A 14496-nucleotide genomic window follows, 5' to 3' on the forward strand; every position below is an offset into this window, starting at 1 on the left:
GCCCCTAGTAACCCGGATCCGGTCGCACCTTTGAGCCGTCGGTGAACCGAGACAGGCGGAACGCGGTCGGATCCACACAAGGGGTTGAATCAGTGACAAGGTCAGCCGTCAGGCGGCCGGCGCCGGGCCCGATGCCAAAGCCGTGGCCGGAAAAGCCCGTGGCGATATACATACCCGGCATGTCATCCACGCCCGAGATTACGGGAATGGCGTCGGGGGTAACATCAATCATACCCGCCCAACTTTGGACGATTTCACTGTCCTGCAAGGCAGGGAACCCTTTTCGTGCACTGGCCCAGGCTTGTCGCAAAAACTTCTGCGAAGGTTCAGGATCCAAAACCCGGCACAGCTCGAACGGGGTCACGTCGGTCGGCAACCATTTTCTGTTCTGACGGGCCTCGATAGCCCACTGTTTTGACCAGCGAAAACGCAGGGATTTCCATTCCTGCGCAAAGGCAAAACGAAACTGCAACCCCAGCCGGAAACTGTCTGGCACGATATCGACCGTGTTCTGATGTCCCGACGCGATGGTGTGCCCGCCATCTGCGCGCTTTCGGATCGCAAAATCATCCGACCATAGCGCAGTTTCGGGCCCATCTTTCACCGGAGAGGTCCGCAGAACTGTGTTCAGAACCTTAAGCTGCGGCAGGTTGATACCTGCATTACCCGCAAACAGACGCGACCACGCACCCCCCGCCAAAACCACGCGCCCGCAGGCGACCTTGCCGCGTTCGGTGAATACACCAGCAATACGCCCATCCTGAATGTCCACACTTCGCACAGCGCAGCCTGTCATGATCACAGCACCTAGACGACGTGCGGCTTCGGCAATGGCCGGGGCGGCCCATTGCGGTTCAGCCCGCCCGTCCTGCGGCATGTACAGAGCAGATGTCAGGCCGGTTTCGTGCCCGTGCAACAACTCTGCCAACTCGCGTCCCGACACCATTTTTGCCCCGGTCTGCAATCCTTCCACATGGCACATCCAACGCTTCAGGTTGACTTCTCCCCGCTTGCCGGACGCGCCGAAAAGAATGCCGGATTGCGCATAGCCGGTATTGCCATCCAGGCGGGCATCAAGGGTCTGCCAGATCCGCAACGCCTCTTGCATCAGGGGAATTTCGCGGGGGTCACGCATGCCCAAACGCACCCACCCCCAATTGCGCGAGCTTTGTTCAGCTGCAATCTGCCCCTTTTCGCACAAAAGGACGGAAGCGCCGCGTTCAGCCAGTTCCAGCGCGGTTGAAACGCCGATTATGCCGCCGCCAACAACGACAACATCAACAGATTTGGGAAGGGCAAGATCGGATTCTACGGGGTTCGGTTTTGGTGCCGTCATAAATACGCAATACTCTGTCGCCTGAACCCGTATGGGGACCAAGACCCAGAAGTTTGGCAACACGAATTGTCACAACGTCGGCACTATTTTTACGCCTGTGGCCCAGACGCCAATGGCAACGAAAATCCTCAGCACATCACGCTGCGCCGGACAGTTCCGCCCATTTCTGACGCAGCTTCGCGGTCAATCCGGTGTCTTTTTGCACGGTCTGCGCGGTTACGTCCTTCTGCGGCAACAAGCTTGGAAACTCAGCCCGAAGCGACGCCGCTGCCTGTTCGTCGGACAGCCGCTGTTCATTCAGGACACCGGCAATCGCCGCTTCCAGCTTTTCCTCATCCAGCTCCTGCGGCGGAGATTCCATCGTCCGCCGTTTCAAAAGAGCATGATGCGATCCTTGATATTCCTCATACATGTCAAAACCAAACCATTTACTCAGACATCCAACCCCGGATGCGTCACACTTCATCAAAATCAACTCGCGACTTTGAGAATTGCGTCGCACCCGCCCCACATAGGGCAATTTTCAAGCTAAAATGTGGCAGAAAGTTGTCACTGCGACAAGTCAGAGGCCGGTTTTCGCGCCCGTGGCAGGCCCATAACGAGAAATCGGAAAACAATCAAAGGGAGGGAAACTTTACTGTTTCCAAGTCAGCGCACGAATTGCGGCAATCAGGGGCGATCACGCCAGCGATTCACAATCGGATACCGCCGGTCCAGCCAGAACGCGCGGTTGCTCAGGCGCGTACCGGGGGCGGACTGAAACCGTTTATACTCGCTGATATAGACCAGATGTTCGACCCGCTGCGCATCTGCTTCGTTGTACCCGGCGGCGACGCAATCCGCGATCGATCCGTCCTGATCGACCAGGATCTCAAGTATTCCGTCCAGCACCGGGTAATCCGGCAGGCTGTCGCTGTCTTTCTGATCTTCGCGCAGTTCCGCACTGGGCGGTTTGTCGATGACAGAGGGACGGATCACTTCGCCTGCAGGGCCCATCATCCAGTCTCGGTGATTGGCATTGCGCCAGCGGCAGGTTTCGAACACACGGGTCTTGTACAGATCCTTGATTGGATTATAGCCGCCGTTCATGTCGCCATAGATCGTGGCATAGCCCACGGCGACCTCGGATTTGTTGCCGGTGGTCAACAGCATTTCGCCGAACTTGTTCGAGATCGCCATCAACAGCAACCCGCGCAGGCGGGATTGAATGTTTTCTTCGGTCAACCCTTCATCCAGCCCTGCAAACAGCGGTGCCAAAGTGCTGGTGACGGCTGCGCGGCTGTCCGAGATCGGCACGTAGTCATAATGCACGCCCAGCGCTTTGGCGACCGCCTCGGCATCGTCAAGCGAGGCCTGGCTGGTGTATTCCGACGGCAGCATCACGCAGCGGACATTTTCGGCCCCGATGGCATCGACCGCAATGGTCGCAACCAGCGCGGAATCGACCCCGCCGGACAAGCCCAGCAGCGCCTTCTTGAAACCGGTTTTTCCCATATAGTCGCGAAGGGACTGCACCATTGCGCGATAATCCTGCTCCCACTCATCCGGTTGAGGCACGATTTCACCTGATGCGATCCGCCAGCCGTCTTCGCCGCGCTCAAGATCGACTTGCGAGAGCAGTTCGTCAAAAACAGGCATCCGGAACGCCAGTTCCCCGCCCGGGTTCAGGCCAAAGCTGGCACCGTCAAAGACCTGATCATCCTGCCCGCCAACCATATTCAAGTAGATCAGCGGCAAGCCGGTTTCGACCACGCGCGCGACCATATGGTTCAGTCGCACATCGTATTTATCCCGGAAATAAGGCGACCCGTTGGGGATCAACAAAAACTCGGCCCCGGTTTCCTCCAGCGTTTCTGCCACGTCCGGGTGCCAGCTGTCTTCGCAGATCGGGCTGCCAATCCGGAAATTCCCTACCGAATACGGCCCACCCAATGGACCCGCATCATACAAGCGCACTTCGTCGAACACCGTCTCATTCGGCAAGTGGTGCTTCAGAACCTTGCTGGTGATCCGGCCACCCTTCAGGATCAGGTAGGCGTTGTACAGCTTTCCATCGTCGACCCAGGGACCACCAATGGCGATTGCAGGACCTTCAGCGCATTTTGCGGCCAGCGCTTCGACCGCAGCCATGGCTGCGCGGTGGAATACCGGTTTGAGAACCAGATCCTGCGTGTTGTAGCCGGTGATGAACATCTCGGGGAAGGCCACCAGATCCGCGCCCGCTGCCTTGCCTTGCTCCCATGCCGCAACGGCCTTGGCCGCGTTGCCTTCGATATCGCCAACGGTCGGGTTCAGTTGCGCCAGAGTGATGCGGAAACGGTCGGCCATGCTGCCCTCTTGCCTCGTAAGTCCTATTGCCATTTAGCAGATCACCGCGCGAGTAAAAGACCAATGCGGCAAAAGCCGTTGCTCTGCCCGCAACGGTACCTTAGTTTTGCGAAAGAGATATCACCAGCGACGACCGGGCAGACAGGACCAGAAATGAACGTGATCCGAAACTCAATTTTGGCGGCGGGGATGAGCCTGACAGCGGCCACTGCTTTCGCGCAGGACGGGACCGTCATCGTCAAGGATGATGAAGTTGGCGGTGTCTATGAAGGCACTTATGAGAACGGGTTGCGGCACGGGACAGGAACGTATCGGCTGCCGAACGGATTTGAATACACCGGGCAATGGGTAGAAGGCGAAATTCAGGGTCAGGGTACCACACACTACCCCGACGGGTCAGTCTACGAAGGCATGTTCGCCAAGGGTCAGCCCGAAGGGCGCGGCAAGATTATCTATGCCAATGGCAGCAGCTACGAGGGCGATTGGTCCAACGGGTCAATCAACGGCACCGGCATCGCTGAATTCACGAACGGCACGCGCTATGAGGGTGAATTCAGGAACGCCCAGCGACATGGCAAGGGCGTGCTGAGTTTTCCCGACGGATATATCTATGACGGCGACTGGGTCGACGGTGAGCGGCAGGGCAAAGCAAGGATCACCTATGCCGATGGCAGCGTTTACGAGGGCGACGTCAGCGCAGGCATGCGCGATGGCACTGGCACGCAGACGATGCCCGACGGAATGGTGTATTCAGGGGATTGGTCCGGGGACCAGATCACCGGGACGGGCAGCCTGACCTATTCCAATGGCGATGTATACGAAGGCGAACTTCAAGAAGGGCGCCGCCACGGCAAGGGCAAAGTGACCCACGCCCAAGGGGATGTGTACGAAGGCGATTTTGTCGACGACCGTCGCCACGGCAAAGGAACGTTCACCGGAACGGACGGCTTTGTGTATACCGGCGACTGGAACGCCGGGCAGATTGAAGGTCTTGGCGAAGTGACCTATCCGGATGGATCTGTCTATGTCGGTGATTTTGTTGCCGATCTGGCCGAAGGAAACGGCAGCATCACCTATCCGGACGGATCGACCTATGAAGGCGAATGGATCGCGGGTGTTATCGAGGGTCAGGGCACGGCCACCTATACCAATGGTATAATCTACAAAGGCCAATTCAAAAACGCGCAAAGCCACGGCAAGGGTGTGGTTACGCGCGCAGATGGCTCGGTATATGACGGCGACTGGGTTGAAGGCGTGCGTCAGGGCAAAGGCAAGGCGACCTATTCCGATGGCACGGTCTACACCGGTGATTTCCTGAACGGAAAACGGCACGGCAAAGGGGAAATCGTAACCCCTGCCGGGTTCAAGTATACGGGCGACTGGTCGGACGGAAAAATCAACGGCGTGGGTACCGCCACCTACTCGAACGGGGATGTGTATGAGGGCAGCTTTGTCGACAACAAACGGCAAGGCAGTGGGACGATGCGCTATGCCAACGGCCAGGAGGAAAGCGGTGTCTGGGAAAACGGCGTGTTGCCAGATCAGACCTCGGACCAGCAGAGCGACGCTGACACCCCTGCCCCGCAACCCAACCCTGATGCAAATACTGAGGCAACCGGAACCTCGGACGGGTGAAGGCTCACCACGGGACCCGCTTACCGGCCCAATCATAGAACCCTCCGGTATCAGCGAGCGTTAACCCGCGTATCACGTTCAACAGGTTATCGGCGGCGGCTTCAGGTTCGACGGCAGGATGACGACCCAGGTATTTGTTCGTGAACTCTGTTTTTACCGTGCCGGGGTGAAGGGCGACGCAAATCGCCTGTTTATGTGTTCGGGCCAATTCAATTGCGGCGGTATGGACGACCTGATTGACCGCTGCCTTGGCCGCTCGGTAGCTGATCCAACCACCTATCCGATTATCCCCGATTGATCCCACCCGCGCCGAAAGCACCGCGAATACAGATCGTCTTTGTCGCGGCAACAGATGATACGCGTGGCTTAGCACCAATGCCGGACCAACGGCATTCAACGCAAACTGATCCATCATGGCGTTGGCTGAAATCGCCCGAATGGTCTTTTCCGGCACAGAGCCGTCTATCTCCAAGGCGCCCGAAGCCACCAGAATCAGATCAAACTGACCTGGTAGGTTTTCAAGCTTCAGCATCACCCCGTCCGGATCGGTCAGGTCAAAGCCGTCCTCCGACCGGGACAACCGCGTGACCGAAACGCCCTGCTCAACCAGCCGTCCGGTAACAGCTGCGCCTATCCCGCCAGAAGCACCAATTATCAATGCAGTTTCCATCCATAATCAGCTAGCGGCGCTGTGCAAACAATCAAGGCGGTCGAAACAAGGGCAGTTGCCAGAAGTTCGCGTATTGCAAATTGGTTCTTTTCATTCCCGGCGGGCTCTGTATAACCTCAATCCCATGATCAACCGCGCAGATATCCCTTGTGTCGACACCGCCCTTCGCGGTGCGTCGCTGCGTGGCCTACTGATCCTAATCCGCCTCTGAGCGTGCCATCCGGCGCGCCCGCTCAGAGGAGGACGCCAGCGCGCCATAGGCTTTAGGACAGAAGAAGAAAGAGAACCCCATGACCAACGTGACCGACCAAGACCGCGTCTTGATCTTCGATACCACTTTGCGCGACGGCGAGCAGAGCCCCGGCGCCACCATGACCCATGACGAAAAGCTCGAAATCGCCGAGCTGCTGGACGACATGGGCGTCGATATCATCGAGGCCGGTTTCCCCATCGCGTCCGAAGGCGATTTCAAGGCTGTGACCGAAATTGCACAGCGGTCGAAAAACAGCCGCATCTGCGGTCTGGCCCGTGCAAATTTTGCCGATATCGACCGCTGCTGGGAGGCGGTAAAACACGCCGAGAAGAACCGCATTCACACATTCATCGGCACTTCGCCGCTGCACCGCGCCATCCCGAACCTGACCATGGACGAGATGGCCGACAAGATCCACGAAACGGTCAGCCATGCGCGCAACCTGTGCGAAAACGTGCAGTGGTCCCCGATGGACGCGACGCGAACCGAATGGGATTACCTTTGCCGTGTGATCGAGATCGCAATCAACGCCGGGGCAACCACGATCAACATCCCGGATACGGTGGGCTATACCGCTCCGGTGGAAAGCGCGGACCTGATCAAGCGTCTGATCGAAACGGTGCCGGGGGCGGATGACGTGATCTTTGCCACCCATTGCCACAATGACCTTGGCATGGCGACCGCGAACTCGCTGGCCGCTGTGGCAGGTGGTGCCCGCCAGATTGAATGCACCATCAACGGTCTGGGCGAACGCGCTGGCAACACGGCGCTGGAAGAAGTTGTCATGGCACTGCGCACGCGCAACGATATCATGCCGTGGCACACTGGCATCGACACCACCAAGATCATGCACATCTCGCGTCGGGTTGCGACGGTCTCGGGCTTTCCGGTGCAGTTCAACAAGGCAATTGTCGGCAAGAACGCTTTTGCCCATGAAAGTGGCATCCATCAGGACGGGATGCTGAAAAACCGCGAAAACTTTGAAATCATGCGTCCTGAGGACATTGGTCTTTCGGGAACATCCTTGCCGCTTGGCAAACATTCGGGCCGCGCAGCCTTGCGCGACAAGCTCGAAACGCTGGGGTTTGAGGTGGGCGACAACCAGCTCAAGGATATCTTTGTCCGGTTCAAGGATCTGGCAGATCGCAAGAAAGAGGTGTTCGACGACGATCTCATTGCACTGATGACGCTGGACGAGGCTGACGACCACCTGCAACTGGTTTCGATGAAGGTGACTTGCGGCACGGGTGGTCAGGCGGAATCGACGGTCGAGCTGGAGGTTGAAGGCGTGGACAAAACCGCCACTGAACATGGCGACGGCCCGGTGGATGCGACCTTTAAGGCGATCCGTGCGATTTATCCCAACACAGCACGGCTTCAGCTTTATCAGGTTCATGCTGTGACCGAAGGCACGGACGCGCAGGCAACGGTTTCCGTTCGCCTGGAAGAGGATGGAATGATCGCAACCGGCCAGTCGGCAAACACCGACACAGTCGTGGCGTCAGCAAAAGCTTACATCCACGCACTCAACCGCCTGATTGTGCGCCGTGAAAAAGCTGGACCAGGCGCGGATGCGCGCGAGATCAGCTATAAAGACCTGACGTGATTGCATAAATCATCCGGGCAACCGCAAGTTTGGTTGCCCGGAAAATCCAACACGACCCACGGTGATGGATTGGGTGCTTTATCCCGACCAGCGTCTCGTCTGCTGCTAAAGCTGCGCGAAAAGCTTGGAAAGGCGGTTCATTTCGTCGCCGATACAGAACGGCGCGTTCACAACAAACATACCTGACCCAATCATCCGGTGCCCCTCACGCGCAGGCGGGAATGTCACTTCGTGGCAAATTGCTTTGGGGTAGTTTCGCGATTTGAGAGCCGCAGTCATCCCAGCATGTCGATTGTCCGTCAGGATCGGGTACCAAAGGGCAATCACGCCCACATTCCACTTGCGGTGCAGCTTGGCGATAATGCCGGGCAAGCGGTCATAATCGGCTTTCACCTCGTAACTGGGGTCAATCAGCATCATGCCCCGGCGCGGAGCTGGAGGCAGCAAGGACTGCGCCAGATCGAACCCATCCTGCTGATAGACTTTCGCCCCAAACGGCGACATCGCCAACGACAGGGCCGCAAATTCCTGTGGGTGCAGTTCCGCGAGGTGCAAACTGTCCTGTTCCCGCAACATAGTCGCAGCAATCATCGGCGATCCTGGATAGGCCATGTCGCCGTACCGGGCCTCTACCTGCTTCAGGACCTGCGCCATCGGGTGGTCGGGCCCGAACCACCCTTCCCGCTGTGCGCGACCGATCCCTGCCTCTGCCTCTCCTGTCCGAATGGATTCGTCTGCATCCAACCGATACAACCCACGCCCGGAATGCGTTTCGATATAGCTGAGCGGCTTGTCCTTGCGTGTCAGATAATCCAGCACCCACGCCAGTAAAGCGTGCTTTTGGACATCCGCCAGATTCCCGGCGTGGTAAATGTGTTGATAAGAGAGCATTTTGCCTTCTAAAGTCCCATTCAATAAGGCGGAAAGGTGCTGATTGTCGCGGAATCAGCCCTTTTACCGGGCGTGATGGCACCCTATAAGTCATCCGTCCCGGAACCGTCGAGTCGCGGGCAGTAGAAAACCGACATTACAGGATCAGGGAAAACATGGGGATCTTTGGCAATCTGGGCGGCCTGTTCACAGCGGACATGGCTATCGACCTTGGAACAGCAAACACGCTGGTTTACGTCAAGGGGCGCGGTGTCATCCTGTCTGAACCTTCGGTTGTGGCCTACCACGTCAAGGACGGTGTGAAGAAAGTTCTGGCAGTTGGCGAAGATGCCAAGCTGATGCTGGGTCGGACGCCCGGTTCGATCGAAGCCATCCGCCCCATGCGCGAAGGTGTGATCGCGGATTTTGATACTGCCGAAGAAATGATCAAGCACTTCATCCGCAAGGTGCACAAACGCTCGACCTTCTCGAAACCCAAGATCATTGTCTGCGTTCCTCATGGCGCAACCCCGGTCGAAAAACGTGCAATTCGGCAGTCGGTCCTGTCAGCAGGTGCCCGTCGCGCGGGCCTGATTGCCGAACCGATTGCGGCCGCAATCGGGGCCGGCATGCCGATCACCGACCCGACCGGCAACATGGTTGTTGATATTGGCGGGGGCACTACCGAGGTTGCTGTTCTGTCGTTGGGAGACATTGTCTATGCCCGTTCGGTCCGCGTTGGTGGTGACCGGATGGACGAGGCCATCATTTCCTACCTGCGTCGCCAGCAGAACCTGCTGGTAGGTGAATCCACGGCTGAACGCATCAAGACAACCATTGGTACCGCCCGCATGCCCGACGACGGGCGCGGTCAGTCGATGCATATCCGGGGGCGTGATCTGTTGAACGGCGTGCCCAAGGAAATCGAGATCAGCCAGGCCCAGGTGGCCGAAGCGCTGTCAGAGCCCGTGCAACAGATCTGCGAGGCGGTTATGACCGCGCTTGAGACAACGCCCCCCGATTTGGCTGCGGACATTGTCGACCGTGGTGTGATGCTGACCGGCGGCGGCGCGCTGCTGGGCGATTTGGACCTGGCCCTACGCGAACAGACCGGCCTGGCGGTATCCATTGCGGACGAAAGCCTGAATTGTGTGGCTTTGGGCACCGGCAAAGCACTGGAATATGAAAAACAGCTGCGCCACGCGATTGACTACGAAAGCTAAGGCGCGCACCCTCGGAAGATAGGGTTATATCGGCGCGAGCAGCACGGGAAGGTAACCTGTGGCAAAAGACCGATCACAGCGCGATGAGTACACGACCCCCCTGCGACGTTTGTTGCTGGGGATTGTTGTGCTGTGCCTGCTTGGTATCTTCCTTCTGTGGCGCATCGACAGCCCGCGCGTAGAACGGTTCCGCGCGCGAATCGTGGATACGGTTGTACCATCTATGGAATGGGCCATGGTCCCGGTGACTGCCGCCGTCAATCTGGTGCGTGACTTCCAAAGCTATCAGCGCCTGAGCGAGCAGAACAGGGAACTGCGTAGCGAACTGCGCCTGATGCGCGCCTGGAAAGAGGCTGCTTTGCAGCTTGAACAGGAAAACGCACGACTGCTGGATCTGAACAATGTCCGCCTTGACCCTCGTCTGACCTACATCACCGGCGTTGTCATGGCCGACAGCGGGTCGCCATTCCGGCAATCCGTTCTGCTGAATGTCGGAGAGCGTGACGGGATCGTGGATGGATGGGCCACGATGGACGGCATTGGCCTGGTCGGCAGGATATCAGGTGTTGGCCCTGACACGGCACGCGTGATCCTTGTGACGGACGCCACCAGCGCCATTCCCGCAACCATTCAGCCTTCTGGCCAAACCGCTTTGATCAAAGGCGACAACAACCCCGCACCCGCGGTGGAGTTTCTTGAAAACCGCGAGTTGGTTCGCCCCGGCGACCGGGTGATCACTTCGGGTGATGGCGGCGTTTTTCCTGCGGGCCTGCTGATCGGTCAAATCGCGGCAGATCCCGGGGGGCGCCTGAGGGTCCGCTTGTCGGCAGATTTCGAAAGGCTCGAATTTCTTAGGGTTCTGCGGTTTCACTCGGCTCCGCCCATTCAGGATCCGGGCAGTATCGTCGGGCCTACCCGCCCAGAGGCAGCGCTGACCCCGGATGAGGTCAGCGATGGATAGACCGGCCTCGCAAATCTGGGCCATGCGCAGCCTTTATGCCTTGCTGGCATTTGCTGTACTGTTTCTGCATCTGTTGCCGTTGGACGCTCAACCCGATCGCTGGCCTTTTCCCGACGTCCTGATTGCCCTGACTTTTGCCTGGGTGCTGCGGCGGCCCGATTACGTCCCGACTGTATTGGTTGCGCTTGTCATGCTGATGGCCGACTTTCTACTGCAACGTCCACCGGGCCTTTTGGCCGCGCTGACCGTAGTCGGGTCGGCCTATTTGCGGTCAGCGGCGTTGGGTATGAGGGATGCGGGATTTGCCGGAGAATGGATGTCTGTCGGCATTGTGATCACGGCGGTCATTTTGATGAACAGGGTCGTACTATCGGTGATGTCCGTGCAACAGGCCGCATTGGGGCCGGTCGTGATTCAGCTTGTGCTGACGGTCGCTGTCTACCCGTTGGTCGTGCTGCTTAGCCAAAGCGCGTTGGGGGTTCGCCGCATATCCGCTGCTGATGTCAGCGCTGTGGGAAGCCGGGCATGAAACAGCGTAAACCCAAATCCCAGGGCCTTGCCTATAAGCGCCTGCCACGCAGAGCGCTGTTGCTGGGTGGTCTACAGGCGGTGTTCATAGGCGGTCTGGCGGCACGAATGCGGTTCATGCAGGTCGAACAGGCCGACGAATACCGCCTGTTGGCCGAAGAAAACCGTATCAACATCCGGCTTATCCCGCCGACCCGTGGGCGTATCTATGACCGGAACGGCCAGATCATCGGCCAGAACTCACCTTCCTATCGCATCGTCATCGTGCGTGAAGACGCCGATGACGTGGAAAAAGTCATCGCCAAACTGTCGGAACTGATCCCTCTGAACGAAGATGAGATCGAGCGCGCGAGGACTGAAATGCGCCGCTCGGCTCCGTTTCTGCCGGTGACGCTGGCGGATCAGGTTACGTGGGAGGATATCTCGAAGGTTGCGGTCAATGCTCCGGCGCTGCCGGGCGTAACGCCCGAGGTCGGCCTGACACGGCAATACCCACGATACGAGGATTTCGCACATATCGTCGGCTATGTTGGCCCGGTCAGCGACTATGACCTCAGCAAGATAGAAGACCCTGAGCCGGTATTGCGCATTCCAAGGTTCCAGATTGGAAAGGTTGGCCTTGAGGCCAAGCAGGAAATCGAACTGCGCGGCAAGGCCGGTGCAAAGCGGGTCGAGGTCAACGCGACGGGCCGCGTCATGCGCGAGCTTGACCGGCAGGAAGGACAACCCGGCGCAGACCTGCAACTGTCCATCGACGCTGATCTGCAACAATATGCACAGGCGCGACTGGCAGGCGAAAGTGCAGCCGCAGTTGTCATAGACTGCGAGACCGGTGACTTGCGTGCGGTCGCCTCGGCACCCAGTTTTGATCCGAACCTGTTTGTACGTGGCATTTCGGTCGCCGATTACCGGGCATTGACAGAAGACAAGTACCGCCCTCTGGCGAATAAATCCGTGCAAGGAACTTATCCTCCGGGATCGACCTTCAAGATGGTCACCGCGCTGGCCGCGTTGGAAGCTGGCGTAGTCTCTCCCGGCAACACCGTGTACTGCCCCGGACACCTGAAGGTCGGCAGCCGTCGCTTCCATTGCTGGAAGCGTGGTGGGCACGGGACGGTTGACCTCAACCTCTCGCTGAAACGCAGCTGCGATGTCTATTACTATGACGTGGCTCTGCGGGTTGGCATCGACAAGATCTCCGACATGGCCCGCACTTTGGGACTGGGCGTCAAGCATGACATCCCGATGTCGGCGGTGGCGGATGGGCTGGCCCCCAATCAGGAATGGAAGCAGCGCGCGCACGGTCAGGAGTGGCTTGTGGGCGATACGGCAAACGCGTCCATCGGCCAGGGATTCATGCTGGCTTCACCGCTGCAGCTTTCTGTGATGGCCGCCCGCATCGCCACCGGTCGCGCGGTCACGCCGCGCCTGGTGCGCTCGATCGACGGTGTTGAACAACCCTCGGGCGCCGGAGAACCACTGGGCCTTAATTCTTACAATCTGGAACAGGTCCGCAAGGCCATGTTCTCGGTCTCGAATGACAGGCGGGGAACGGCATATCGAAGCCGCATCATCGCGGATGAGTTCCGGATGGCGGGGAAAACCGGAACCAGCCAGGTTCGAAACATCACCAAAGCAGAACGGGCCGCAGGCGTGATCCGAAACGAGGACTTGCCGTGGGAGCGTCGCGACCACGCGCTGTTCGTTTGCTTTGCACCGTATGACAACCCAAAATACGCCGTGGCCGTGGTTGTTGAGCATGGCGGCGGCGGGTCCACAGCCGCAGCCCCGGTTGCACGCGACATCATGCTGCAAGCTCTTTATGACGGCACACCGCCGCTTGAAGCCTACCCCGTCGCCGACCGCGAACGCATCAAGGAACAGCAAAAACGGCTGGAGGGTGACAAGCGCCCCAAGGCGCGACCGGATGAAAAGGACCGTGCATGAGCTATCTTGAATATGCCGTCAAGTCCACGCCGTCGGGGTTTCGCAAGTTTCTGTATATGAACTGGCCGCTGACATTGCTGTTGATCAGCACCGCCAGCGCGGGCTTTTTGATGCTGTATTCTGTTGCGGGCGGTTCGTGGACGCCCTGGGCCGAGCCGCAAATGGAACGTTTCGGGCTTGGCCTGACAGTGATGTTCATCATCGCACTGGTTCCGATCTGGTTTTGGCGCAACATGTCGGTGCTGGCCTATCTCGGCTCGGTGGCATTGCTGGTATTTGTTGAACTGTTCGGCACCATCGGCATGGGTGCGCAGCGCTGGATCGACCTTGGGTTCATGCGCCTGCAACCCTCGGAGGTCATGAAAGTCACGCTGGTCATGTTGCTTGCCGCTTATTACGACTGGCTTCCTTCGCACAAAACGTCTCGTCCGCTTTGGGTTCTTATCCCGGTTGTCCTGATCATCCTGCCTACTTTGCTGGTTCTGAAACAGCCCGATCTTGGCACATCCATCCTGCTTCTCGCCGCAGGAGGTGGGTTGATGTTTCTGGCAGGGGTTCACTGGGCCTATTTTGCCGCCGTTATTGCTGCTGTCGTGGGCCTGATCGCCGCTGTGTTCAACAGCCGGGGGACCGACTGGCAATTGTTGAAGGACTATCAGTTTCGGCGCATCGACACCTTTCTGGACCCGTCCACCGACCCATTGGGGGCCGGATACCACATTACCCAGTCCAAGATTGCCTTGGGGTCCGGGGGATGGAACGGGCGTGGTTTCATGCAAGGCACGCAGTCCCGCCTGAACTTCCTGCCCGAGAAGCATACTGATTTCATTTTCACGACGTTGGCCGAAGAGTTCGGATTTGTCGGGGGAACGACCCTGTTGACCCTTTATGCCTTGATTCTGGTTTTCTGCATGGTCACGGCCCTGGCAACCAAGGACCGGTTTTCATCTCTGGTCACGCTGGGTATCGCGCTGAACTTCTTCCTGTTTTTTGCCGTCAACATGTCGATGGTGATGGGCATGGCCCCGGTCGTGGGTGTACCACTGCCAATGGTCAGCTATGGTGGCTCGGCCATGCTGGTTCTGATGGCGGCCTTTGGCATCGTCCAAAGCGCCCATATTCACCGCCCCCGTTGATCT

At 58.4% G+C, this 14496-nt stretch carries 12 protein-coding genes; 7 read left to right on the forward strand and 5 right to left on the reverse strand.

What is annotated here, in order from left to right; all coding sequences use genetic code 11:
• Positions 1 to 4: 4 nt before the first annotated feature.
• From ACR0DY_RS05660 to ACR0DY_RS05670, 3 genes are all read right to left on the reverse strand, one after another.
• Positions 5 to 1336, reverse strand: coding sequence for an NAD(P)/FAD-dependent oxidoreductase (locus tag ACR0DY_RS05660; protein ID WP_480483250.1), 1332 nt, complete (start codon positions 1334 to 1336; stop codon positions 5 to 7).
• A 136-nt stretch (positions 1337 to 1472) separates the two neighbouring features.
• Entirely contained in the window at positions 1473 to 1697 is a 225-nt protein-coding gene (locus ACR0DY_RS05665; protein WP_245220582.1) for a hypothetical protein, read from the reverse strand.
• 308 nt (positions 1698 to 2005) lie between these two features.
• Positions 2006 to 3664 carry an NAD+ synthase gene (locus ACR0DY_RS05670; RefSeq protein ID WP_480483248.1) on the reverse strand — a complete coding sequence of 553 codons (1659 nt, stop codon included), beginning with the start codon at positions 3662 to 3664 and terminating at the stop codon, positions 2006 to 2008.
• 153 nt (positions 3665 to 3817) lie between these two features.
• Here ACR0DY_RS05670 and ACR0DY_RS05675 point away from each other — a divergent pair, with 153 nt between their 5' ends.
• Positions 3818 to 5299: an MORN repeat-containing protein gene (locus ACR0DY_RS05675; RefSeq protein ID WP_480545929.1), complete on the forward strand. Its 1482-nt coding sequence runs from the start codon at positions 3818 to 3820 to the stop codon at positions 5297 to 5299.
• Positions 5300 to 5303: 4 nt separating this feature from the next.
• On the opposite strand, the gene ACR0DY_RS05680 is transcribed toward ACR0DY_RS05675, so the two are convergent.
• Positions 5304 to 5969 (reverse strand): SDR family NAD(P)-dependent oxidoreductase, encoded by a 666-nt coding sequence (locus ACR0DY_RS05680; RefSeq protein ID WP_480545928.1) that lies wholly within the window; start codon positions 5967 to 5969, stop codon positions 5304 to 5306.
• Positions 5970 to 6259: 290 nt separating this feature from the next.
• On the opposite strand from ACR0DY_RS05680, the gene ACR0DY_RS05685 reads away from it, so the two are divergent.
• Positions 6260 to 7828 carry a 2-isopropylmalate synthase gene (locus ACR0DY_RS05685; protein ID WP_480897933.1) on the forward strand — a complete coding sequence of 523 codons (1569 nt, stop codon included), beginning with the start codon at positions 6260 to 6262 and terminating at the stop codon, positions 7826 to 7828.
• Between the two features lie 105 nt (positions 7829 to 7933).
• Here ACR0DY_RS05685 and ACR0DY_RS05690 read toward each other — a convergent pair whose 3' ends face one another.
• Positions 7934 to 8719 carry a 23S rRNA (adenine(2030)-N(6))-methyltransferase RlmJ gene (locus ACR0DY_RS05690; protein WP_480486707.1) on the reverse strand — a complete coding sequence of 262 codons (786 nt, stop codon included), beginning with the start codon at positions 8717 to 8719 and terminating at the stop codon, positions 7934 to 7936.
• Positions 8720 to 8874: 155 nt separating this feature from the next.
• Between ACR0DY_RS05690 and ACR0DY_RS05695 the strand changes: the two genes are divergently transcribed.
• The 5 genes from ACR0DY_RS05695 to rodA are packed head-to-tail and all read left to right on the forward strand — an operon-like array spanning position 8875 to position 14493.
• Positions 8875 to 9921 (forward strand): rod shape-determining protein, encoded by a 1047-nt coding sequence (locus ACR0DY_RS05695; protein WP_039523195.1) that lies wholly within the window; start codon positions 8875 to 8877, stop codon positions 9919 to 9921.
• A 58-nt stretch (positions 9922 to 9979) separates the two neighbouring features.
• Positions 9980 to 10882, forward strand: a complete 903-nt coding sequence (gene mreC, locus ACR0DY_RS05700; protein ID WP_209506411.1) for a rod shape-determining protein MreC — start codon at positions 9980 to 9982, stop codon at positions 10880 to 10882.
• Positions 10875 to 11411, forward strand: coding sequence for a rod shape-determining protein MreD (locus ACR0DY_RS05705; protein WP_480483238.1), 537 nt, complete (start codon positions 10875 to 10877; stop codon positions 11409 to 11411). The genes mreC and ACR0DY_RS05705 overlap by 8 nt, the downstream gene beginning before the upstream one ends.
• A complete protein-coding gene (gene mrdA / locus ACR0DY_RS05710; protein WP_480483236.1) occupies positions 11408 to 13357 on the forward strand; it encodes a penicillin-binding protein 2 in 1950 nt (649 codons plus the stop codon). The genes ACR0DY_RS05705 and mrdA overlap by 4 nt, the downstream gene beginning before the upstream one ends.
• The gene (rodA, locus tag ACR0DY_RS05715; protein WP_209506418.1) at positions 13354 to 14493 is read left to right on the forward strand and encodes a rod shape-determining protein RodA; all 1140 of its coding nucleotides are present in this window, start codon (positions 13354 to 13356) and stop codon (positions 14491 to 14493) included. The genes mrdA and rodA overlap by 4 nt, the downstream gene beginning before the upstream one ends.
• The last annotated feature ends 3 nt before the right edge of the window (positions 14494 to 14496 follow it).

This window comes from Ruegeria sp. O6 (genome assembly GCF_056535045.1).